Annotated in this window: 22 protein-coding genes and 1 pseudogene; 20 read left to right on the top strand and 3 right to left on the bottom strand. The window is 31.5% G+C overall.

Annotation, left to right across the window (positions count from 1 at the left end):
* The first annotated feature begins 12 nt into the window (after positions 1-12).
* Positions 13-330: a pyrimidine/purine nucleoside phosphorylase gene (gene ppnP / locus HZR23_RS11780; protein ID WP_132849761.1), complete on the top strand. Its 318-nt coding sequence runs from the start codon at positions 13-15 to the stop codon at positions 328-330.
* 165 nt (positions 331-495) lie between these two features.
* Here the strand turns inward: ppnP and HZR23_RS17185 are convergent, their stop codons facing one another.
* Positions 496-591 (bottom strand): ribonuclease H-like YkuK family protein, encoded by a 96-nt coding sequence (locus HZR23_RS17185; protein ID WP_249536682.1) that lies wholly within the window; start codon positions 589-591, stop codon positions 496-498.
* A gap of 520 nt (positions 592-1111) precedes the next feature.
* Here HZR23_RS17185 and HZR23_RS11785 point away from each other — a divergent pair.
* The 5 genes from HZR23_RS11785 (at position 1112) to pgsA (ending at position 7628) form a co-directional block, all read left to right on the top strand.
* Entirely contained in the window at positions 1112-1684 is a 573-nt protein-coding gene (locus HZR23_RS11785; protein WP_132849760.1) for a TetR/AcrR family transcriptional regulator, read from the top strand.
* Between the two features lie 69 nt (positions 1685-1753).
* Positions 1754-3133 carry an MATE family efflux transporter gene (locus HZR23_RS11790; RefSeq protein WP_132849759.1) on the top strand — a complete coding sequence of 460 codons (1380 nt, stop codon included), beginning with the start codon at positions 1754-1756 and terminating at the stop codon, positions 3131-3133.
* A 330-nt stretch (positions 3134-3463) separates the two neighbouring features.
* Positions 3464-5707 (top strand): FtsK/SpoIIIE family DNA translocase, encoded by a 2244-nt coding sequence (locus HZR23_RS11795; protein ID WP_243098299.1) that lies wholly within the window; start codon positions 3464-3466, stop codon positions 5705-5707.
* 48 nt (positions 5708-5755) lie between these two features.
* On the top strand, positions 5756-7102 hold the full coding sequence (gene rimO / locus HZR23_RS11800; RefSeq protein ID WP_132849757.1) for a 30S ribosomal protein S12 methylthiotransferase RimO: 1347 nt from the start codon (positions 5756-5758) through the stop codon (positions 7100-7102).
* The gene (gene pgsA / locus HZR23_RS11805; protein WP_213050247.1) at positions 7086-7628 is read left to right on the top strand and encodes a CDP-diacylglycerol--glycerol-3-phosphate 3-phosphatidyltransferase; all 543 of its coding nucleotides are present in this window, start codon (positions 7086-7088) and stop codon (positions 7626-7628) included. Before rimO ends, pgsA begins: the two co-directional genes overlap by 17 nt.
* Before the next feature lie 114 nt (positions 7629-7742).
* Here the strand turns inward: pgsA and HZR23_RS18210 are convergent.
* Positions 7743-9457: pseudogene (locus tag HZR23_RS18210) on the bottom strand (IS1634 family transposase).
* A gap of 112 nt (positions 9458-9569) precedes the next feature.
* On the opposite strand from HZR23_RS18210, the gene HZR23_RS18085 reads away from it, so the two are divergent.
* The 11 genes from HZR23_RS18085 to HZR23_RS11860 all read left to right on the top strand — a co-directional run bounded on the left by HZR23_RS18085 (position 9570) and on the right by HZR23_RS11860 (position 20183).
* Positions 9570-9782: a CDP-alcohol phosphatidyltransferase family protein gene (locus tag HZR23_RS18085; RefSeq protein WP_408641310.1), complete on the top strand. Its 213-nt coding sequence runs from the start codon at positions 9570-9572 to the stop codon at positions 9780-9782.
* A gap of 100 nt (positions 9783-9882) precedes the next feature.
* Entirely contained in the window at positions 9883-10908 is a 1026-nt protein-coding gene (gene recA, locus HZR23_RS11815; RefSeq protein ID WP_207667930.1) for a recombinase RecA, read from the top strand.
* A gap of 217 nt (positions 10909-11125) precedes the next feature.
* On the top strand, positions 11126-12667 hold the full coding sequence (gene rny, locus HZR23_RS11820; protein ID WP_132849538.1) for a ribonuclease Y: 1542 nt from the start codon (positions 11126-11128) through the stop codon (positions 12665-12667).
* Between the two features lie 226 nt (positions 12668-12893).
* Positions 12894-13154 (top strand): stage V sporulation protein SpoVS, encoded by a 261-nt coding sequence (spoVS, locus tag HZR23_RS11825; RefSeq protein WP_132849537.1) that lies wholly within the window; start codon positions 12894-12896, stop codon positions 13152-13154.
* A gap of 140 nt (positions 13155-13294) precedes the next feature.
* A complete protein-coding gene (locus HZR23_RS11830) occupies positions 13295-14116 on the top strand; it encodes a PHP domain-containing protein (protein WP_132849536.1) in 822 nt (273 codons plus the stop codon).
* A 109-nt stretch (positions 14117-14225) separates the two neighbouring features.
* Positions 14226-15425 carry a pyridoxal phosphate-dependent aminotransferase gene (locus HZR23_RS11835; RefSeq protein ID WP_330571492.1) on the top strand — a complete coding sequence of 400 codons (1200 nt, stop codon included), beginning with the start codon at positions 14226-14228 and terminating at the stop codon, positions 15423-15425.
* 72 nt (positions 15426-15497) lie between these two features.
* Positions 15498-16919, top strand: coding sequence for an adenylosuccinate lyase (purB, locus tag HZR23_RS11840; RefSeq protein ID WP_132849543.1), 1422 nt, complete (start codon positions 15498-15500; stop codon positions 16917-16919).
* Positions 16920-16988: 69 nt separating this feature from the next.
* The gene (locus HZR23_RS11845) at positions 16989-17693 is read left to right on the top strand and encodes a pseudouridine synthase (protein WP_132849535.1); all 705 of its coding nucleotides are present in this window, start codon (positions 16989-16991) and stop codon (positions 17691-17693) included.
* On the top strand, positions 17694-18140 hold the full coding sequence (locus HZR23_RS11850) for a hypothetical protein (protein WP_213050248.1): 447 nt from the start codon (positions 17694-17696) through the stop codon (positions 18138-18140).
* 15 nt (positions 18141-18155) lie between these two features.
* Entirely contained in the window at positions 18156-18728 is a 573-nt protein-coding gene (locus HZR23_RS11855; RefSeq protein ID WP_243098280.1) for a tRNA (mnm(5)s(2)U34)-methyltransferase, read from the top strand.
* A gap of 57 nt (positions 18729-18785) precedes the next feature.
* Positions 18786-20183 carry an oxaloacetate decarboxylase subunit alpha gene (locus HZR23_RS11860; protein WP_132849533.1) on the top strand — a complete coding sequence of 466 codons (1398 nt, stop codon included), beginning with the start codon at positions 18786-18788 and terminating at the stop codon, positions 20181-20183.
* A gap of 32 nt (positions 20184-20215) precedes the next feature.
* Here HZR23_RS11860 and HZR23_RS11865 read toward each other — a convergent pair whose 3' ends face one another.
* On the bottom strand, positions 20216-20857 hold the full coding sequence (locus HZR23_RS11865; protein WP_132849532.1) for a hypothetical protein: 642 nt from the start codon (positions 20855-20857) through the stop codon (positions 20216-20218).
* Between the two features lie 118 nt (positions 20858-20975).
* Between HZR23_RS11865 and surE the strand changes: the two genes are divergently transcribed.
* The 3 genes from surE to HZR23_RS11880 all read left to right on the top strand — a co-directional run bounded on the left by surE (position 20976) and on the right by HZR23_RS11880 (position 23366).
* Positions 20976-21761: a 5'/3'-nucleotidase SurE gene (gene surE / locus HZR23_RS11870; protein WP_132849531.1), complete on the top strand. Its 786-nt coding sequence runs from the start codon at positions 20976-20978 to the stop codon at positions 21759-21761.
* 65 nt (positions 21762-21826) lie between these two features.
* Positions 21827-22717, top strand: a complete 891-nt coding sequence (locus HZR23_RS11875) for a MurR/RpiR family transcriptional regulator (protein ID WP_330571490.1) — start codon at positions 21827-21829, stop codon at positions 22715-22717.
* Between the two features lie 28 nt (positions 22718-22745).
* Positions 22746-23366, top strand: coding sequence for a histidine phosphatase family protein (locus HZR23_RS11880; RefSeq protein WP_243098279.1), 621 nt, complete (start codon positions 22746-22748; stop codon positions 23364-23366).
* The last annotated feature ends 1 nt before the right edge of the window (position 23367 follow it).

Raw genomic sequence — 23367 nt, forward strand, 5'->3', positions numbered from 1 at the left:
GGAGGATTAGATATGGAAAAATTTAATGATGTAACTGTAGTTAAAAAAGCAAATATATATTTTGATGGTAAGGTGACAAGTAGAACAATATTATTCGAAAATGGAGATAAGATAACATTAGGCATAATGATGCCAGGTAATTATGAGTTTGGAACAGAAGAAAAAGAAATAATGGAAATTCTTGCAGGAAATCTAGATGTCAAACTACCTAATAATGATGGCTGGATTTCTATTTTAGCAGGAGATTCCTTTGAAGTACCAAGTAATTCAAAATTTCAGTTAGTCGTGAAAGAAATCACAGATTATTGTTGTTCGTACATCAAAAAATAAGATGATAAACTTATTCTATATTAAGTAACCACTTAAAAAATGAGGGGCAATAAACCCCTCATAGTTAAAATTATTAATAGCATTACATGAGCGAATCTTTCGTTTTGTTATTTCTGCTATTACAGTAGAAGCGGAGGAGTCTGGCTTTTTTACAACATATGAGTCCTATATAGAAGTAACTAGGTCTTTAATTTCGTCAATAAGATATCTTATTTTCCCAGTCTTTCCTATATCTATATGAACTTCTAGGGTTATTAACATTAATTATTTATTAAATACTCCATTATTGCTATAGTTATTAAAAGACTAAGAGGGGTTTTGATTAGTATTTCTCTCTCGTAAGTGGCTTATAAACTTAACTCTTTTATATCATAGAAAAATATACACCTTTAGATTCCCGAATTAAAGTTATTGGAGTTACAGTTTTTGTAACATTATTGTAGCTCTGAGAATCTGTACCTTTAGAAATAGTACAGTTTGAATGTATTTAATTTCTTAATAATTTTACATACTTCAAAAAAACTAAGCTCCCCATAAGTCATACTTTTCATTTAGGCTACACCCCTAAGCACCTTTGTTAAAATCATACTTTTCTTAAGACAGTTATATTCTTTTTTAAAAATAATATCTTATCATATATAAGCATTACAATTCGTACTCCATAAGGAAAATAGTAGTTTATTTTATCTGAAAAAATATTAGGATTTTATTGACTAATAAAGTACTTAATGTTATTGTATGAATGAATACAAAACAATTCATTCTTAGGGGTGTGTAAATATTGAAAAATACTAAAATTGAAATATTTAATAATGCAAAAGAAGTATTTAGTGAAAAGGGATTTAAAGAAACCAGTATAGCGATTATTACAAAGAAGACAGGAATTGGTGTAGGTACCTTTTACAATTTCTATTTTTCAAAGGAAGAGCTGTTTTTAGAAATCTTTTATGTTGAGAGTATTAAATTAAAAGATGAGATAATGAAAGATATCGATATTGATGATGATCCTGTATGTATACTAAAAGAAGTTATTTCAAAACTTTTTAAAGGTATGAAGGATAATTCAATATTAAGAGAATGGTATAATAGGGAAACTTTCTTCAAGATATTAGAAAAGGTTAAAGAGGGAAGTGGAAATAAAAAAGAAGACTTATTTTATAACTTTTTTAACGATACATTTAAAAAGTGGCAATCGGAGGGAAAGATAAGAAAAGATATTGACTCTGAGTATATATTAGCTTTATTTAATTCTTTGTGTTTTGTGGATCTTCATATTGAAGAAATAGGTGGAGAATTTTTCCCTAAAACAATGGATTACTTAGTTGAATTTATTGTAAAAGGTCTTATGGTATAAGGCCTTTGTAAAAAAAAATAAATGAATGAATAACCAAATATTCATTCTGGATAAGTGGAGGTTATAATTATGCAAGAAATTAGAAATGAAATGAATGTGGATGACCCAGTAAGAGAGGAGTTTCTAACTAAAGCATTAGGATGTTTGATGCTTAAAAATATTCTACCAGCAGTTACTTCTGTGCTATTTATACTTTTATATCAGATGGTTGATGGGATTTTAGTTGGTAGAAGGCTTGGACCGGAAGCTCTAGCTTCGGTTAATATTCTCTACCCTATAATTGCTTTAATTTCTGGTTTAGCGATTATGATTGGTGTAGGTGGAAATGCAAAAATAGCTGTGCTTTTAGGAAAAGGGGAGACATCAAAGGCTCGTAGTATACTTAGTCTAATTGTGTTAGTAGGTATTGGTATAGGGTTAGGAAGTAATATTATTATACTTTTGGCCAATAGAAGCATTTTAGTTTTTCTAGGAACAAGCGGATCTTTAGGGTACTTTGCAGGTGAATATTTAAATGTCCTACACTTCTTTTTTACACCAATGATATTAATTTTTATATTAGAACAGTCCGTAAGAAATGATGGAAGGGCAAATTTTGCTACGGGATTAATGGGAGCAACTGCAGTTTTAAATATATTTTTAGACTATTTGTTTCTTTTTAGGTTTAATATGGGAATTGGTGGTGCAGCTTTAGCGACAGGAATTTCACAGTCCTTAGGCGCAATTATCTTTTTAGGTTATTTTATTAATAAAACTAAAAGAAAGGTTTCAGGTTTAAGCTTTGGAGATATATCTGGAAGTAGTCGTGAAATTATCCCAATAGTAGGGAATGGCTCCTCTGAATTATTTAACAGTATTGCTCTAGGAATAACTACCTTTATATATAATAAACTAATAATAAACTATGTTGGTGCTTTAGGGGTAGCGGCCTTTACAATTGTTCAGTATATAATGTTCATAGGTATTGCTATATTCATAGGAATGGCAAATGGAAGTCAACCAATAATTAGCTATAATTTTGGCGGTGGGTTAATGGATCGAGTATACGGTGCTTTGAAACGATTATTAACAGTATCTACCATATTATCTCTTATAATATTTTTAATAATTAGAGTAAAGGCCGAATCATTGGTAGAAATTTTTATCCCCGGAGAACCAGAAGCTATAAAGCTCACATTACGGGTAGCAATATATATGAGTTGGTCAATTCTCTTTATGCCAGTAGGTATAATTGGTTCAGTGTATTTTACAGCACTTGAAAAGCCAAAAAAGTCCTTAGTAGTTGCAGCTTCTCAAAGCATCATATTTACAATCCTGGGATTGATAACTTTTCCACTTGTTTTGGGTGACATAGGTATTTGGATTACACCGGTTTTTGCTGAAGGGGTAACGTCATTAGTTGCTATTTTATTAATGTATAGGTGGAAGAAACAAAACTATGCGTATTAACATAGTTTTATAAAAGTCAAACTACTAGTTTAAAAGAATTAAAGGAAATAGTAATTATTAGTTATACTCTAGGTAATTTTGACGATTAAAAAATATTTTTTAAATAGGTATATGGTCACAAAATATCAAATTTAAAAACCGTTTAATTGGGATAGTAACAATATTTGTGTTAAGTGATATTAAGTAATGTCTCTACTTATTATAGAAAAACATTGTTAGATACAAAAAATAGCCGACTATGATTTGTAGAATTAACAATTATAGTGTAAAATATATATGTTAAACTTATTTACTAAATTTGGTTTTAATGTCATAATGGGGTGTGATGAATTGCCTAGGAAAACGAAGTCAAAAAAGAAGATTAATACACTAAAGAATTTTAAACATGCTAATGAGGTCTACGGGATTTGCACTATAGCCTTTGGATTAATATTATTAGCTGCTATGCAAACTAGGGGAGCTGGCCAAATTGGCGAGTGGGTTAGACTATTGTTTATGGGACTGTTTTCAACGGTTGCGTTAATTATCCCATATATAATAGTTTTTTTAGGCATTTTATTTTTTACTAATAAATCCTTTTCAAAGGTAAGAAACACAATATATTTTACTATGTTTTTTCTATGTATTTTAGTATTTAAAACATTATTGGATAAAACAATACTTGATGGTCTAATTACATTGAAATTAAGTGAACTGGTATCTAGTTCTTTTGCTATAGGGTCAGAGGGAATTGGCGGCGGATTAGTAGGTACATTAATTACAAGTGCTTTAGTAGGGCTTTTAGGTTATTACGGTAGCTATATAGTAGTAGTTGCTACCTTTATCATATGTACTATGCTGTATACTAAAACATCATTATTACAATTATTAGTTAATATTAAGAAGATTTTAATGAAACCGATTGAAATGATAAGTTTTGAAAGAAAAGCAAAACCTAAAAAAGAAACGATAAAAATAAACATACCTTCTGAACCAGCTGAAACTCACATTAATAAGGTTGAACAAAATATCGAGGAAAAAATAAAAATATTAGATTATACGGACATTAATAGTAAGGCATCACTAGTTGAAGCTGTTGAAGAACCGGTTTTAGATGCGGAAGAGTTAGAGGAAATTAATGAAATTTCTACTTCTAAGCTACAAAAGCAAAGTAGCATTCAATATATATTGCCTGAAACTGCATTATTAAATCAGCTCGAGGTTACTGTAAATAAGGATGATAGAAAAAATATCCAGTTAAAAGCAAAAAAATTAGAAGATACTTTAAGAAATTTTGGAGTTCAAGCTAAAATTTTACAAGTAAATAAAGGTCCAACAGTTACGAGATTTGAGCTACAGCCAGATACCGGGGTTAAAGTAAGTAAGATTGTAAATTTAAGTGATGATATTGCACTTAATCTAGCGGCACCTGCCATAAGGATAGAAGCACCTATTCCAGGAAAAGCTGCAGTTGGAATAGAAATACCAAATGATATAGTTTCAATGGTTACCCTTAGGGAAATGATTGAGCAAGAGGCATTTAGTAATAGTAATTTAAGATTACCATTTATTTTAGGTAAGGATGTATCAGGAAGCCCAATTATTGGAGATATTGCTCAAATGCCCCATTTACTAATAGCAGGGGCAACAGGTTCAGGAAAAAGTGTTTGTATAAATACTTTAATTTTAAGTATACTCTATAGATTTACACCAGAGTCTGTAAGACTCTTACTGATAGATCCTAAGGTAGTTGAGCTAAATCAATATAATGGAGTACCGCATTTATTAATTCCAGTTGTTACTGATGCAAAGAGAGCAACTAGCGCCTTGAATTGGGCAGTTCAGGAAATGATACAAAGGTATAAAAGCTTTGCTGAAAATGGTGTAAAGGATATTTTAGGTTATAATGAAAAGTATAAGGATAATAAAATGCCTTATATAGTTATAATTATAGATGAATTAGCGGATTTAATGATGGTTGCTCCAAATGATGTAGAGGATGCAATTTGTAGGCTTGCTCAAATGGCAAGAGCAGCAGGCTTACATTTAATTATTGCTACACAAAGGCCATCTGTAGATGTTATTACTGGTATTATCAAGGCTAACATTCCATCTAGGATTGCCTTTTCCGTTGCTTCTCAAACTGACTCGAGAACTATATTAGATATGGGTGGGGCAGAAAAGCTTTTAGGTAAGGGTGATATGCTATACTATCCAATAGGATATAATAAGCCATTAAGAGTTCAGGCTTCCTTTGTTTCTGAAAAGGAAGTTGAGAGAGTTGTTACATTTATAAAAGAACAGCTAAATCCTATGTATGAAGAAGAAGTTATTGATACAATCAGTAAAAATAATACAAATATGGTCAATAATGAGGATATAGATGAGCTGTTTGATGATGCTTTAAGGGTTATTGTAGAAAGTAATCAAGCTTCAATTTCAATGCTTCAAAGAAGGTTAAAGATTGGGTATAATCGTGCTGCTAGATTAATAGATGATATGGAGGCGAGGGGTTATATAGGTCCTCACGAAGGTAGTAAGCCTAGACAGGTATTAATAGAGAATGTAGATATTCCAAGCAAAGAGGCACGATAACAATTATAAGCATATTACTATATATAAGAATAGAAGGGAATACAAAAAATGAAATTATCAATATATGTTGAATCACTAGGATGTTCAAAAAATTTAGTTGACGCAGAATTTATGTTAGGTATTTTAAACAAACATGGTTATAAGCTTACTAATAATGAAGATAATGCAGATGTAGTAATTATAAATACATGTGGCTTTATCGAATCAGCAAAGCAGGAATCAATAAACAAAATTATTGAGTTAGGTCAGCTAAAAGAAAACAAACTAAAGCTATTAGTTGTTTCAGGCTGCTTGGCTGAAAGGTATCATGAAGAGCTAGTAAGGGAACTACCAGAAGTAGATGCAGTAGTAGGTACTGGAAATTATAATGAAATCATTGAAATAATTAACGAGGGACTTGCTGATCAGAGTAAGAAGATAATAAAGATAGGGAATGTTGACAGCTTGTATGACGAATCATTGCCTAGATATCAAACAACTCCAAGTCATATGGCTTATGTAAAAATAGCAGATGGCTGTGATAATCACTGTACTTATTGTATTATTCCAAAGTTAAGAGGCAAATATAGAAGTAGGAAGATTGAGCATATTGAAAAAGAAGTAAAAGAGCTGGCGGAAAAGGGCGTAAAGGAAATAATTTTAATTGCACAAGATACTACCCAATATGGAATAGATTTATATAATGATTATAAGCTATATGAATTACTAAATCTTTTATCGAAAATTGAAGGGATAGAATGGATTAGACTTCTTTATTCTTATCCTGAAAGGATTACTGATGAACTAATTGATGTGTTAGCAAATAATCCAAAGGTTTGTAAATATCTAGACTTACCAATTCAGCATTGTAGTGATCCTGTTCTTAAAAAGATGAATAGAAGAACCACTAAACAGGATTTAACAAATTTAATGAACAAACTTAAAAAAGAAGTTCCTGGAATAGTGTTAAGAACTACATTAATAGTTGGTTTCCCAGGAGAAGAAGAAAAGCATTTTGAAGAGCTCCTTGAGTTCGTTGAAACTATTAAATTTGATAAGCTAGGAGTGTTTACCTATTCTCAGGAAGAGGATACCCCAGCAGCTAAGCTTCCAGACCAAATAGATGAGGAAGTTAAAATAGAGAGACAAAGAATAATAATGGAGAAGCAACAACTTATATCATTAGAAAGAAATCAAGAGAAAATAGGGTTTATAATAGATGTTTTAATTGAAGAGAAGTTTAGTGATAATAATGAATTCATCGGAAGGTCTCAGGGGGACGCACCAGAAATTGATGGATTAGTATATGTTAATGCTAAAGACGAATTAAAAATTGGAGATATCTATAGAGTAAAAATAACCCAGGCGTTAGAATATGATTTAATGGGAGAGGTTGTAGATGAATTTAGCAAATAAGTTAACAGTTTTAAGGATTTTTTTAATTCCTGTTTTTATGATTTTTCTTTTAAATAGGCTAGAGATTCCATATGGTGCAAGTATAGCAGCAGGTATTTTTATAATCGCTGCAATCACAGACGCTTTAGATGGATATATAGCTAGAAAAAAGAATCAAATAACTACACTAGGTAAGTTTATGGATCCATTGGCTGATAAACTTTTAGTTTCTTCTGCTTTAATTTCATTAGTTCAAATGGGTAAGATTTCTGTTATAGCTGTAGTAATTATTATTGCCCGTGAATTTACTATTAGTATTCTAAGGGCAGTTGCAGCATCAGAAGGTATAGTGATTTCTGCAAGCTGGTGGGGAAAGGGAAAAACTATTACTCAAATAGTTGCTATAGTTGCATTACTAATTAATAACTTCCCATTTTCTTATATTAACTTTCCGTTTGACATAATAATGACATGGGTAGCTGTACTATTTACAGTTGTTTCAGGTGTAGACTATATAAGAATTAATAAACATATTTTACGAGGATAAATTATACTTGCCTATATCCCATCTTTGACAGTTAATAAAGAAAAAAAGCTTGTAACCTGTTATAAATAGTAGGTTACAAGCTTTATATATTTGTCCAAAAAGTGCGTAATTTTTTTATCTTTTCGTATCTTTAAAAATATTTTTCATATGTGTGTTTTTTATTATTTGATAATCCGTTCTGAAGCCAAAAGCCTCATGAAGTGCATCTGTAAAATCTGTGCGTGTGTAAGTTGGAATATAGCCATCGCCAAGGATTTCATAAAAATTCATACCCCTTAACTCTCGTATGATTTCAGTACAGGTGAACTTGTTATCTAAGTGTTTTTCAAGATATCTATAAAGCACCATTGCCAAGAAACAAGTTGTAAAGTGTGCTTCTATACGATCATCTCTTGTTAAGTACACTGGTCTTGCCTTAAATTCACTTTTCATAATTCTAAAGCATTCTTCAATCTCCCAACGTTTATGATTAACTTTAATAATTTCAGAAGCTTCATCTTCTAAATTTGTGCATACAAAGATAAAAACCATCATATGCCTCTTCTTTTGATATAATATCTGAATCCAGTCGATAGAGGTCCTTTTCTGCCACCTCACCATCTGATGTAACGCTTGTTTTTCCTATAAATCTTTTGTAATCGTTCTGATTACACTTGTTGAGTTTTGATGGATTGTTTTCTATTACCTTAACAAAGACGCTCAATTTGTTTATTTCGAATTTTTCTTTGATAGTCTCTATATTTAATTGAATAAGTTACAATTAGCTTTTGTTCCAAACCATTTTCTTTAATCCATCGCTCTTTATAAAAAGTAATATCTGCAAAATTGTCTTCTTCAATATCAGAGATATCGAAAACCTTACTACTACCACTTAAACTCCATCCTTCGCTAGAAAGTGCCCATTCTTTAAGATGTTTTTAAGTTTTTGATTGACTGAGTGGTTATAAAAGCACGTCCACCTTGATCATTAAATTTCCTATTGTCATTTGACGCTAGTCCAAAGATCTGTGCATACGACAAACTTTGAGAGTTTGAAATCATTAAGTATCTTCTGTTCTAAAGGCTTTAAAGTGAGTTTGTTCATTAGTATTACCTTTAGTAATGCTAAATGCTAGTGGAATACCATCCCCATCCATAAAAAGACCCATTTGTACGATAGGATTAGGTTTGTGTTCCTTTGAATACCCATACTGTTTTAAGCCTTGCTCTTGCTCAATCTCAAAGAAGTAATTCGTACAGTCATAATAAAGAATTCCTGAATTACGCTTAGAAAGTTTATAACTATTATTATAAAGCTCCGATTGAATATAATCAGTTTCCTTAGAAATAACTTCAAGTGCTCTATAAATATGTTGAATATCAAAATCAGGTTTTTCTAAAAATCTAGTAGATAGGTTATAGGTGGAAAGCTTAGAACCAGGAAAGATAATCCTACCATATAAAAGTCTAGATAGTATGGAGTCAAGATTAAAAGTGAATTTATGGCGATTGGAAATCTCTTTACAGATTTTGTGAATTCCTAGATCATGATAAATCTTTTGAAGAAATAGATAGCCTCCATTAAAAGACTGTTGCTTATCTTTACCAATAAGTTTTGTAGGCGAGTATTGAACCATGATTGTACTATTTTCTTCTTTTTCTTTTTTATTAAGTTCATCGATATATTTCTTAGCCCATTCAATAGGGTCTTCCCCGTTTAATTTGTTAAGAAGCTCATCATATGTACCTAGTTTTTCAACAATTTTAGTAGTACGCTTATTTTTTTCAATTATATCCTTTATCACATAAAGTGAAGTAGCATTTTTAGATTTAGAAAGTGATAATCTCATAATAACACCCCCAGTTATCTATATTATAACACAATACGATAAAATACGAAAGGAATATTTGAGAAAATTTACAAAAAAATAAAGCCTTTTCAAAGCTTTAGCGATTTTTTTTATTATTCAACTGTCAAAGACCCGTGCAAGCTGGTGGGGAAAGGGAAAAACTATTACTCAAATAGTTGCTATAGTTGCATTACTAATTAATAACTTCCCATTTTCTTATATTAACTTTCCGTTTGACATAATAATGACATGGGTAGCTGTACTATTTACAGTTGTTTCAGGTGTAGACTATATAAGAATTAATAAACATATTTTACGAGGATAAATTATACTTGCCTATATTAATTATATGAGATATAATAAATTCAAGAACATCTGTTCGGAAAATTGAAAGGTAGGTGAGCCAGACACTGTCTGGGTTTATAATGGAAAAGAAAAAAGCGCTAGAGATGGCTATTAGTCAAATTGAAAAGCAATTTGGTAAAGGCTCTATAATGAAACTTGGTGAAGAAACTAAGCTTAATCTAGATTGTATATCATCAGGATCAATAGATTTAAATGTTGCATTAGGTGTTGGAGGAGTACCGAGGGGAAGAATCGTAGAGATTTATGGACCGGAATCCTCAGGTAAAACTACTATCGCCCTGCATATAATAGCGGAAGCCCAAAAAAATGGGGGCACCGCCGCATTCGTAGATGCAGAACATGCCCTAGATCCTTCTTATGCTAAAAATCTTGGAGTTGATATAGATAATTTAATAGTATCCCAACCAGACACTGGTGAGCAAGGTTTAGAAATAGCTGAAGCTTTAGTTAGAAGTGGTGCAGTTGATGTAATTGTTGTAGATTCAGTAGCTGCTCTTGTTCCAAAGGCTGAAATTGAAGGAGAAATGGGCGATAGTCATGTTGGTCTTCAAGCTAGATTGATGTCCCAAGCTCTAAGAAAGTTAGCTGGTGCAGTCAATAAATCTAGAACTACATGTATTTTCATTAACCAATTAAGAGAAAAAGTCGGAATTATGTTTGGTAGTCCAGAAACAACACCTGGGGGAAGGGCGCTTAAATTCTATGCTACAATACGGTTAGATGTTCGAAAAGTTGATATTATTAAGCAAGGAAACGATATAATGGGTAACAGAACTAGAGTAAAGGTAGTAAAAAATAAAGTTGCTCCACCATTTAGAGTTGCTGAGTTTGACATTATGTATGGTGAAGGAATCTCCTTAGAGGGAGATATACTTGATGTAGGTAGTAATCTAGATATCGTTAAAAAATCAGGGGCTTGGTATAGCTATAACGATGCTAAACTTGGTCAAGGAAGAGAAAACTCTAAGCAGTTTTTGAAAGAAAATCCAGATATTTGCTTAGAGATAGAAAATAAAATTAGAGAATATCATAAACTGCCTTTAGTTAATCCAAAAACAAACAGTTCTGATATAACTACTGCGTAAATATATTAGGTCAAAGCAGGATGTTTACCATCCTGCTTTACTTATTATGTTCGAATATCAGACATTATAGAACTTGACACTTGTTGAAAAAAGTTATAAAATAATATAGACAAACCATTATATGGTTGAGTTTTTATTTATGTTTGAATTACAAATGATATTAAAAGGATTTGTGAAAACTTGTAATTTGAAAATTAAATAGGGGAGGTGTCCACACATCGATAATATTCTTGTAGTAATAATAGTTGCAATTACAGCCTTGGTAGGATGCCTTATCGGCTACTTTATTAGAAAAAACATTGCAGAAGGAAAAATGAATAGTGCTGAAGAAATAGCAAAAAAACTAGTTGAAGAGGCTGAAAAAGATGCCGAAACAGCTAAAAAAGAAATACTGCTAGAAGCAAAAGAAGAAGTTCATAAACTTCGCAGTGAGTTTGAACGAGAAAGCAGAGAAAGGCGAAACGAACTACAGAGGGTAGAAAGAAGATTAATTCAAAAAGAGGAATCTTTAGATAAAAAATCAGAGACCCTAGAACAAAAAGACGAAAAATTATCAAAAATGATAAAAGACGTCGAAGACAAGCAATCAGAGATTCAGGAAGTATTTGAAAAAGAGGTTTTAAAGTTAGAAGAAATATCAGGTTTAACTTGTGATGAAGCAAAAGACATAATTTTGAGCAAGGTAGAAAAAGAAGTTACACACGAAACAGCGGTAATGATAAGAGAAATAGAAGCTAGAGCAAAAGATACTGCTGACAAGAAAGCAAGAGAAATTATTGCCTATTCAATTCAAAAGTGTGCTGCTGACCATGTGGCAGAAACAACAGTTACAGTTGTAGCATTACCAAACGATGAAATGAAGGGTAGAATTATCGGAAGAGAAGGTCGTAACATTAGAACCCTAGAGACATTGACAGGTATTGACCTAATAATCGATGACACACCAGAAGCAGTAATTTTATCAGGATTTGACCCGATCAGAAGAGAAATTGCAAGAATAGCTTTAGAGAAGCTAATAATAGACGGAAGAATTCATCCTGCTAGAATCGAAGAAATGGTTGAAAAAGCTAAAAAAGAAGTTGAAAATATCATTAAAGAAGAAGGGGAGCAGGCTACCTTTGAAACAGGAGTACATGGTCTTCACCCTGAGTTAATTAAACTTTTAGGTAGATTAAAATACAGAACTAGCTATGGGCAAAATATGCTTAAGCATTCTATGGAAGTATCTTACTTATGTGGTATAATGGCAGCTGAACTAGGTGTTGATGTAAAAATAGCTAAAAGAGCTGGTCTGTTACATGACATAGGTAAAGCTGTAGACCATGAGGTTGAGGGAACACATGTTGAAATAGGTATGGAATTACTTAGAAAGTATAGGGAATCAAAAGATGTAATACATGCAATGTCTACTCACCATGGGGATTATGAACCTAATTCAATTGAGGCAGTTTTAGTAACAGCAGCAGATGCAATATCAGCTGCAAGACCTGGAGCAAGAAGAGAAACTTTAGAGTCATATATTAAGAGATTAGAGAAACTTGAAGAAATTGCAAATGCATACGAAGGTATTGAAAAATCATTTGCTATTCAAGCTGGTAGAGAAATTAGAATTCTAGTCAAGCCAGAGTCATATAATGACGACGAAACAGTTTTACTTGCAAGGGAAATTACTAAGAAGATAGAAAGCGAATTAGAGTATCCTGGTCAAATTAAAGTTAATGTTATTAGGGAAACACGAGCTATTGAATACGCTAAATAAGTAAATACCAGAAACAGAGAGTTCTAAATTGAACTTTTTGTTTCTTTTTTTATATAAATAATCATGTTGCAAATCATTAATTTTTTATAAGTATACATGTTTTTTTTATAAATTTTGTATATTTTATTAAAAAATTAAAGGTATTTTTAATATTAGATAGAATAATATAAATAAGTACGAAAGTACTAAATATTGGTAGCATTTATATTAAAGGGGGCTAAATTACATGGAAGTATTAAAAGTATCAGCAAAATCAAATCCAAATTCTGTAGCTGGAGCATTAGCTGGCGTATTAAGAGAACGTGGCGGAGCTGAAATACAGGCTATCGGCGCCGGAGCTTTAAACCAAGCAGTTAAAGCAGTAGCGATTGCAAGAGGGTTTGTAGCACCAAGTGGTTTAGATTTAATTTGTATACCTGCTTTTACAGATGTCCAAATAGATGGCGAAGAAAGAACTGCCATTAAATTGATTGTTGAGCCTCGATAATAGAGATAAAAAATCTGCTAATAAGCAGATTTTTTTATATTATATAGGATATAAAATAAATATGCTCTTATATAAAAACTTTATATATAACATAATAATAGAGTAAATATTAATAAAGATTTTTAAGGAGTCGTTAACTAATGAAATATATTGATATGCATTGTCATACTATTGCATCTGATGGATCATTAAATCCAACAGAATTAGTAAATTATGCTTTAGAAAAAGGGTTAAATGGTATTGCTGTTACAGATCACGATACTGTTGGTGGCATAAAAGAGGCTGTTGAATATTCAAAGTCAATAAAGGATTTCTATTGTATACCTGGTATAGAGATAAGTTCTGAGTTCTTAGGTCAAGAGGTCCACATTTTAGGATATGCAATAAATCCGGACTTTGAAGAACTAAATACATTGTTAGAGGAAATGAGAGTAAACAGAGAATCTCGTTCAGTTAAAATGATACAAAAACTCAATGATATAGGGTTTGAAATTACATATGAAGAAGTTAGGTCTTTAGCTAAAGGCGTGGTGGGTAGACCACATATTGGACAGGTTTTAATCCAAAAAGGCTATGTGAAAAACATGCATGAGGTATTTAGTAAATACTTGAAATTGGGAGGAGTAGCTTATGTACCTAGATTTAAAATAACTCCTTTAGAGGCTATTACAATTATTAAAAAATCTGGGGGTGTTCCAGTCTTAGCTCACCCAGGCTATATTAAAAATAAAGAAATTATTGAGAAAGTTATATCCTATGGGATAGGTGGAATAGAGGTATACTATCCAACCCATGAGGAGTCACAAATAGATTATTTTAATACCCTAGCAATGGAGAACAACATAATTGTTACAGGTGGATCAGATTTTCATAGCATACCTAATGAAAAAAACAATAGGTATGATTTAGGTACAAGTAAAATATTATTAAATAGCATTGCAAAAATTTTAGAGTTAGTCTAATAAATTAATAAAATTTGCTATGATTTATAAACAAATATAGTATAATAGAGTAAATTATTAAATACTGGAATTATGTATTATTAATAACAAATATTTTGGAGGTAGGTTTATGAATATTCAACTATCAAGAAAGCATAATGATATTGCACCTTCAGTGACACTTTTTGTAGATGCGAAGGCTAAGGAAATGCAAGCAAAAGGCATTAACGTTATAGGGTTTGGAGTAGGGGAACCAGATTTTAGAACACCAGAGAATATAAGAAAACGTGCTATATACTCTATAGAGAACGAAAATTTAGGATATACACCGGCATCTGGGTTACAAAAGCTTAAAGAGGCTATATGTGATAAACTAAAACTAGATAATGGATTAGAATATAAGATGGAACATATTATAGTATCAAATGGTGCAAAGCACTCCCTATATAATGCATTTCAAGCTATATGTAATCCTGGGGATGAGGTAATAATACCTTCACCATATTGGGTTAGTTATCCAGAAATGGTTAAAATGGCTGATGCTATTCCTGTGTTTATTGACTGTCCAGAAGAAAAAGAATTTAAATTAGATATTAAGGATTTAAAAAATGCAATTACTAGTAAAACAAAAGCTATGATATTAAATAGTCCATCAAATCCAACAGGATCCGTTTATACAAAAGAAGAATTAGAAGAAATAGCAAAGGTAGCAGTTGAAAAAAATATTATAGTTATTTCTGATGAAATCTATGAAAAATTAATATATGATGATGCTACTCATGTTAGTATAGCTAGCTTGAATGATAGAATAAAGGATTTAACTATAGTAGTTAATGGAATGGCAAAGGCTTATGCTATGACCGGATGGCGAATTGGATATACAGCATCTAATGCACAAATAGCAAAAATAATGGGTAATATTCAAAGTCATGCGACTTCAAATCCAAATACAATTGCTCAATATGCAAGTATTGAGGCTCTTTCAGGAGATCAAACTGCTATAGAAAATATGAGATTAGCTTTTGATGAAAGAAGAAAATACATGGTTGATAGAATAAATAAAATCCCTGGACTATCATGTATTGTTCCAAAGGGAGCGTTTTACATAATGATGAACATATCCCAATATATTGGTAAAGAGTTTAATGGTAATAAAATAAAGGGTTCATTAGATTTTGCAGACTTGTTACTAGAACATGCCCATGTAGCAATTGTTCCTGGAGCAGCCTTTGGAGTGGATCAGTTAATGAGAATTTCATATGCTAATTCTATGGATAATATTAAAGAGGGTTTAACAAGACTTGAAAATTTTCTTCCTCAGTTAAAATAACTAGTAAAAACTTAAATTACAATAATATAACGAATGAAAAAGAGAAGGGAGTACTAAAAATTGAATAATTCTATGTATCAAAATCCGTTAATACAACGATATACAAGTAAAGAAATGGCAGCTATATTTTCCCCGGATAAAAAGTTTAAAACTTGGAGAGAGCTATGGATAGCTTTAGCTAAAGCAGAAAAAGAATTGGGACTTCCAATTTCAGATGAGCAAATTACTGAGTTAGAAGCTAACAAAAATGATATTAATTATGATGTTGCAATAAAGCGAGAAAAAGAAACAAGACATGACGTAATGTCTCATGTATATGCATACGGGGTACAATGTCCTAAAGCAAAGGGAATTATCCACTTAGGCGCTACTAGTGCCTATGTAGGAGATAATACAGATATTATAGTTATTAGAGAGGCCCTTGAACTTGTTAAGGTGAAAATGGTTAATTTAATATCTGTACTGTCTAAATTTTGCTTAGACTATAAGGATATGCCTACCTTAGGATTCACACATTTTCAGCCAGCACAGCTTACAACAGTAGGTAAAAGAGGAACACTTTGGTTACAGGACTTATTAATGGATTTTGAAAATGTTGTTAACCAAATCGAAAGAATGAAGTTTTTAGGTGTTAAGGGTACTACAGGCACACAAGCAAGCTTTTTGAACCTTTTTAATGATGATCATGATAAGGTTAAACAGCTTGATGTTAGAGTAGCTGGTTTAATGGGCTTTGATAAAATATTCCCTGTAAGCGGCCAAACCTATACAAGAAAACTAGATTTCGAAGTATTAAGTGTTTTAAGTGGGATTGCCCAATCAACTCATAAAATGACTAATGACCTAAGACTACTTCAAAATTTAAAGGAAATTGAAGAGCCATTCGAGAAAAATCAAATTGGATCCTCTGCCATGGCATATAAAAGAAATCCAATGAGAAGCGAAAGAATTTCATCCTTAGCAAGATTCGTAATTGCATCATTACAAAATACAGCAATGACCTCTTCAACTCAATGGTTTGAAAGAACTTTAGATGATTCTGCAAATAGAAGGATTGTAATTCCAGAAACCTTTATGGCAATAGATGCAGTCTTAGAGATTGCAATTAATGTTTGTGACGGATTAGTAGTATACGAAAAAGTAATAACTAAGCACATACTAGATGAACTTCCATTTATGGCTACTGAAAACATATTAATGGAGGCCGTGAAAAATGGCGGAGATAGACAGGAGCTACATGAAACTATTAGGGTATACTCTATGGAAGCAGGTAGACAAGTAAAAGAGTTTGGTTTAAAAAATGATTTAATTGAAAGAATTATTGGTGACAGTTCCTTTAACTTATCTGCAGATGATATAGAGCAGCTTCTTCAACCAAAAAATTACGTAGGAAGAGCACCGCAGCAGGTTGTAGAGTTTATTGATGAGTATATTAAACCTATTTTAGAGGAAAATAAAAATCTAATAGGTTTAGAAATTGAATTAAAGGTATAATAATAAAAAAACTAATTGTGTAGAGGCACAATTAGTTTTTTAGTCATATTTGAAGGTAGGAGAGAGTTAATGAGATTACAAAAATTCATAGCTTCCTGTGGCATTGCTTCAAGAAGAAAAAGCGAAGAAATTATTAAACTAGGAGAAATTAAAGTTAATGATATTGCAATAAGTGAAATGGGCCATATCGTAGACCCTGACAAGGATATTGTTACATATAAGGGTAAAAGGATAACGCTAGAAAATAAGAGTGTGTATGTTTTGTTGAATAAACCAATTGGGTATATAACAACAGTATCTGAACAATTCAACAGAAAAAAGGTAACGGATTTGGTTGATCTTAAAGAAAGACTATTTCCTGTAGGAAGATTGGATTACAATACATCAGGGCTTTTAATATTAACAAATGATGGGGAATTAACCTATAGGCTCACACATCCTAAACATAAGGTAGAGAAAAAATATGTAGCAAAAATAAAAGGACATCCTAGTCGAGAGACTATAAATAAATTTGAGAAAGGATTAAAAATTGAGGACTATATTACTGCTCCTGCAAAATTTAAGTTGTTAAAAAAGGAGTCTAATACATCTATAGTCGAAATAATTATAACAGAGGGTAGAAATAGGCAGATTAGAAAAATGTGTGATACAATCGGTCATCCAGTTATTGATTTAGAAAGAAAAGCTATAGGTAAAATAACCATAGGCAATTTACCTTTAGGTAAGTGGCGATATTTAACAAGCGAAGAAGTAGAATATCTTAAAAAGCTGTAGGTGGAAAAGATGATTACAATTAGAAGGCTAGAAGGCAAGGATTATGATATTCTAGAAAAATACATTAAGACTAATGGATTAGACAAATATAGTGGTTTCAAAGATAATTTCATTTATATAGCAGTAATCGAAGATAGGTCTATTTTAGGAATTTCTGAAATTGAAATAGCAGGTATTAAAACAGCCCAAATTAACCTTATTTTCATTAATCAAGAAAATAGAAAAGAAGGCCTAGGTGATGGACTATTTAGATCTACTCTTTATTATTTATTAACAAATGGTTATGAAAATGTATTAATTCAGTCATGTAAAGAAATTGAACATTTTTTATTTAAAAGAAGCCAAGGACTTACAGAGTTTAATGTTAATGAATTAGTCGGAAAAAGTTCTAAGAAAATATATTTATGTAATATAAGTATTTTATTAGAATCCAAATGTAGGGTATAATGGAGGAAATAGACAGTGAGTGTTTTGAAAGCAACAAATCTTGTGCAATATATTATAGAAAATAGGGTAGGGGATATAACCGACTGTGTAGCCATTGATGCGACTATGGGAAATGGAAATGATACCTTATTTCTTACTAAATTACTTGGATCAAAGGGAAAGATATATTCCTTTGATATACAAATTCAGGCAATTGATAAAACAAAAAAATTACTTGAAGAAAATAATTTTATCGAAACAGAAAATGCAAATCTAATACTAGATAGTCATGGGAATATAGGTAGCTATGTAAAAGAAGAAATTGACATAGCAATGTTTAATCTAGGATATCTTCCTGGCGGTGATCATACGGTAGTAACTAATGGGGAGATAACATTAAAGGCTCTTAAATATATTTTAAGCCTTTTAAAAAAGAGTGGCATCATTTCATTAATTATTTACTATGGGCATGAAGGTGGTAAAGAGGAAAAAGACAGTATTATATCATTCACTAATAGTCTTGATTCCCGGAGCTATAGGGTGCTGAGATGTGACTACACAAATCAAGGTAATAATCCACCAATTGTTTTATTTATCGAAAAAAAATAATAAATTTATTATGTTTTAGAATATTCGATTAAATCATAATGTTATGGAGGGTAAATTATGACTAAATTAAGAATTACGGAAACAGTACTAAGGGATGCACATCAATCTTTATTAGCTACAAGAATGACAACTCAGGAAATGCTTCCAATAATAGATGCTATGGATAAAGTAGGATATCATTCTTTAGAAATGTGGGGCGGCGCAACCTTTGACTCATGTTTAAGATTTCTTAATGAGGACCCTTGGGAAAGATTAAGGTTAATTAGAAAGCATGCACCAAATACAAAGCTTCAAATGCTCCTACGGGGACAAAATATTTTAGGATATAAGCATTATGCAGATGATGTGGTGAGAGAGTTTGTAAAAAAGGCTATTTTTAACGGAATTGATATAATTAGAATATTTGATGCACTAAATGACGTAAGAAATTTAGCAACAGCGGTGGATGAAACTAAAAAGCAAGGTGGTCACGCCCAATGTGCCCTATCCTATACATTAAGTCCAGTTCATAATGTTGAGCATTATGTAGGCAAAGCTAAAGAGATGGAAAATTTAGGTGCAGATTCCATATGTATAAAAGACATGTCTGGTATACTAACTCCATTTGCTGCCTATGAATTAGTAACAGAGTTAAAAAAATCTACTAAACTACCAATAATAGTACATACTCATTATACTAGTGGTATTGCATCTATGACTTATTTAAAGGCTATTGAAGCAGGGGCTGATATAGTGGATACTGCCATTTCGCCTCTTGCAATGGGAACGTCTCAGCCACCAACGGAGCCATTAGTAGCAGCACTGAAGGATACGCCATATGACACAGGACTTGATTTAAAGGCGCTTAATGAGGTAGCTGAGTACTTTAAACCATTAAGAGATAAATATTTAGAATCGGGTTTAATAGATCCTAAGGTTTTAGGTGTGGATGCAAATACGTTAATCTATCAGGTTCCAGGTGGAATGATATCTAATTTAATTTCTCAGCTGAAACAATCAGGTAAGGCTGAAAAATTTGATGAAGTTCTTGCGGAGGTCCCTAGAGTAAGAGAGGATTTAGGATACCCTCCTCTAGTTACTCCAACTAGCCAAATAGTTGGTACTCAAGCCGTATTTAACGTCATTACAGAGGAAAGGTATAAAATGACGCCTAAAGAGGTAAAGGACTTAGTTAAAGGCCTATATGGTAAAACAACAGTGCCAATAAAAGAGGAAGTTAAACAAAAAATCATTGGAAATGATGAGGTTATTACTTGCAGACCAGCGGATTTAATTGAACCACAGCTAGATATTTTAAGGGAAGAAATAAAGGAATATATTGAGCAGGATGAAGATGTACTTTCTTATGCACTATTCCCACAGATTGCATTAAGCTTTTTTAAAGAAAGATGGGCAACTAAAAATAAAATTGAATTAACAATGTATGACGAGAAACATAAAGTCCATCCAGTATAATAAGTAGTAGCTCCTAGAAAACTAGGAGCTATTTAAATACAATAATCATGCAAATATATTTTATTTATCCGATTACTTTCATATACTTTTACTAGGGCATTTGAGTTTTGTTCTATTGGATTATTACACTTTAAACACACTAAATTTTTACTCTTTATAGTTTCTTGTGTATGATCAATTTGCAGATTACTATATTTTTTCCAACTTTTCCAACCTTTTTTACATAAGTGATGTCTATTCTCATAATCAGCATAAACCCATTTTAAAATTCTATGAAAGTGAAATGGATATTTAGTATACACTATAAAACTTTCTGGTAGTCCTAAACTAATAGTGTATTCTTCAAAGGCTTTCTCAATTTTTGTTTGTAGAGGGTCCTTTATTTCTGTACTAATATATCTATAATTATTTTGATCAAACCATTGCTTTAGTTTATCAAACATATATCCTCTACAGACTTGAATTTCTTCGTATTTTTGTACCTTCAGATTTTGAAAAATTTTATCAACTATGTTTACAACGTAATTTAGATACTCTTTATTAACAAAACTTTCCTCATGATATAGATTTAGTGGTATAATATCATAATGGAATTCTTTGGTTTCTACTCTAAGAACTCCAATTATTGTGCCGCCTAATAGGCTTCCACTCCCTGCGTCGTCTATTTGTATCAAATTATCACCTCATATTCATATTAATATTATGTATTAATATAAACGTAAAAATGCAATATAAACTTAGTGTGTAAATAATAACAATTATTATATATCTGATTTTAAGGAGGCGTATTTTATGAGAATTTTAATTTCAAACGATGATGGGATATTTTCTGAAGGAATATATGTATTAGCAAAAAGTCTTATAAATCTAGGTGAAGTTATAGTTATTGCACCGGACTCTGAAAAAAGTGCGACTGGCCATGCAATTACTATGCATCATCCACTTAGAGTTTCCAGAACAAAATTTTTTGATTTAGATATTGAAGCATATTCAGTTAGTGGAACTCCAGCTGACTGTGTTAAACTTGCGGTAGAGGCGATATTAAAAGATAGAAGACCTGATATTGTTGTATCTGGTATTAATAATGGACCGAATTTAGGTACAGATGTTATATACTCAGGAACTGTATCAGCAGCGGTAGAGGCAGCGATATTAGAGATACCTTCAATTGCAATTTCTATGGCGAGAAGTAAGTTTGAAACATTTGAACATGCAGGAAATTTTGTTACTAAACTAGTTGAAGATATATTTGAAAAAGGGCTATATAACAATAAAGAGCTTAATGAAACAATAATTAATGTAAATTATCCAACTGTGTCAGAAGAAGAGATAAGGGGAGTAAAGGTTACAACACTTGGTATTAGAAAATATCAAAATGCATTTGTTGAGAGAAAAGATCCAAGAGGAAATTCATATTACTGGATGTCAGGAGAAGTTATGGATCTTGAGCAAAATGAGAGTAGCGATGTAGTTGCTTTAAGAAACAACTATATTTCTGTAACTCCGATACATTTCGATTTAACAAACTTCAAAACATATGAATATCTTAAAAAATTAGACTTAGAAAAAACTAGATAATTATGATGTTCTATTGTAGACTTATATAAGAGCCTATAAAATGATATAAGGTTGGGATGAGTTTAATGATGAAAAAGAGTGATAAAAAAGATTTGTTAACAATTATACAAAATACTATGCCTAGTTTAAGTAAAAGTCATAAGCTTATTGGTAGCTATATAATTAATAATTATGACAAGGCGGCTTTTTCAACTGCAGCTAAGCTAGCTACTAATGTAGGGGTTAGCGAGTCAACAGTAGTAAGATTTGCCAATGCTTTAGGATTTGAAGGCTATCCTGAGCTTCAACAAGAGCTTATGGAAATTGTGAAAATTAAGCTTACAACAGTACAACGAGTGGAGATGTCTCCAGAATATAAAAATAGGTCAGAAACTTTAAAGAGAGTATTGAAATCAGATATAGAAAATATTAGAGATACTTTTGAAAGTATGGACCATGAAGTTTTTGAAAAAGTAGTAGATGAAATTTTAAAAGCAGAGAAAATATATGTTATTGGTAGCAGAAGTTCTACCGCTTTAGCTGAATATTTTGGCTTCTATTTAAATTTAGTATTAGATAATGTTAAAATTGTAGGTCATGGAATAAGTGACATGTTTGAACAAATACTAAGGGTATCAAATAAAGACTTAGTGATTGGTTTTAGTTATCCTAGATATTCTACTAAAACCCTTGATTTAGCTAAGTATGCAAAAGAGCAAGGTGCGAAGGTAGTTGGAATCACTGATAGCTACTCCTCTCCAATTAATAATATTTCAGATTATACTTTGATTGCTAGAACAAATATGATGTCGTTTGTTGATTCTTTAGTAGCACCACTAAGTCTAATAAATGCTTTAATAGTTTCTGTAGGTGCAAGTGAGAAAGAAGAAATTACAAACTATTTTAAAAAGCTAGAAAATATATGGGATAAACATAATGTATACAATTCAAGAGAAAATAAAGAAGAAAATGAGTAGTGTTAAATACATATAGTAAGGAATGCATATGAAAATGAATAAAATCTATTTAATAAGGCATGGCCAAACTGATTGGAATTTGGAGGGTAGAACCCAAGGTATTCAGGATTCGAATCTTACTGAAAAAGGTATTGAAGATACTAAGCTATTAGCTAAAAGATTGAGAGAAGAAGAAATTCACGTAATATACTCAAGTACTTTAAATAGAGCTAAGAGAACTGCAAAAATAATCTCTGAAGAATTACATATACCGGTAAAATATAATGATAATTTAGTTGAATTAAACTATGGTTCATGGGAAGGATTAACCATTGAGGAGATAAGAAATAAATATCCTGAGCAGTTAGATAACTGGTTTACAAGACCACACCTTACAATTTTTCCAGATGGAGAAGACTTAGCTAAAGCACAGGAGCGGGTTGTTACTGCTTTTAATAATATATTAAATGAAAATAAAGGTAAAAACATTTTAATTGTAAGTCATAGTACAATGATTAGGCTACTTTTATTAAATATTTTAGATATGAATTTATCTAGCTATAACCGGTTAAAACAAAATAATTGTGCTATAAATGTAATAGGAATTCGTAGAAATGAACCTGTTCTATTACAATATAACGATACTTGCTATATGCATAAGGGAGAATAAT

The organism is Serpentinicella alkaliphila (assembly GCF_018141405.1).
In the GTDB taxonomy this organism is placed as follows: Bacteria; Bacillota; Clostridia; order Peptostreptococcales; family Natronincolaceae; genus Serpentinicella; species Serpentinicella alkaliphila.

What these genes read in the sequence shown, in the direction of transcription:
- ppnP (WP_132849761.1), top strand. Translation starts at nt 13, where the DNA reads ATGGAAAAATTTAATGATGTAACTGTAGTTAAAAAAGCAAATATATAT.
- HZR23_RS17185 (WP_249536682.1), bottom strand. Translation starts at nt 591, where the DNA reads ATGTTAATAACCCTAGAAGTTCATATAGATATAGGAAAGACTGGGAAA.
- HZR23_RS11790 (WP_132849759.1), top strand. Translation starts at nt 1,754, where the DNA reads ATGCAAGAAATTAGAAATGAAATGAATGTGGATGACCCAGTAAGAGAG.
- rimO (WP_132849757.1), top strand. Translation starts at nt 5,756, where the DNA reads ATGAAATTATCAATATATGTTGAATCACTAGGATGTTCAAAAAATTTA.
- pgsA (WP_213050247.1), top strand. Translation starts at nt 7,086, where the DNA reads ATGAATTTAGCAAATAAGTTAACAGTTTTAAGGATTTTTTTAATTCCT.
- recA (WP_207667930.1), top strand. Translation starts at nt 9,883, where the DNA reads ATGGAAAAGAAAAAAGCGCTAGAGATGGCTATTAGTCAAATTGAAAAG.
- spoVS (WP_132849537.1), top strand. Translation starts at nt 12,894, where the DNA reads ATGGAAGTATTAAAAGTATCAGCAAAATCAAATCCAAATTCTGTAGCT.
- HZR23_RS11830 (WP_132849536.1), top strand. Translation starts at nt 13,295, where the DNA reads ATGAAATATATTGATATGCATTGTCATACTATTGCATCTGATGGATCA.
- HZR23_RS11835 (WP_330571492.1), top strand. Translation starts at nt 14,226, where the DNA reads ATGAATATTCAACTATCAAGAAAGCATAATGATATTGCACCTTCAGTG.
- purB (WP_132849543.1), top strand. Translation starts at nt 15,498, where the DNA reads ATGTATCAAAATCCGTTAATACAACGATATACAAGTAAAGAAATGGCA.
- HZR23_RS11845 (WP_132849535.1), top strand. Translation starts at nt 16,989, where the DNA reads ATGAGATTACAAAAATTCATAGCTTCCTGTGGCATTGCTTCAAGAAGA.
- HZR23_RS11860 (WP_132849533.1), top strand. Translation starts at nt 18,786, where the DNA reads ATGACTAAATTAAGAATTACGGAAACAGTACTAAGGGATGCACATCAA.
- surE (WP_132849531.1), top strand. Translation starts at nt 20,976, where the DNA reads ATGAGAATTTTAATTTCAAACGATGATGGGATATTTTCTGAAGGAATA.
- HZR23_RS11875 (WP_330571490.1), top strand. Translation starts at nt 21,827, where the DNA reads ATGATGAAAAAGAGTGATAAAAAAGATTTGTTAACAATTATACAAAAT.
- HZR23_RS11880 (WP_243098279.1), top strand. Translation starts at nt 22,746, where the DNA reads ATGAAAATGAATAAAATCTATTTAATAAGGCATGGCCAAACTGATTGG.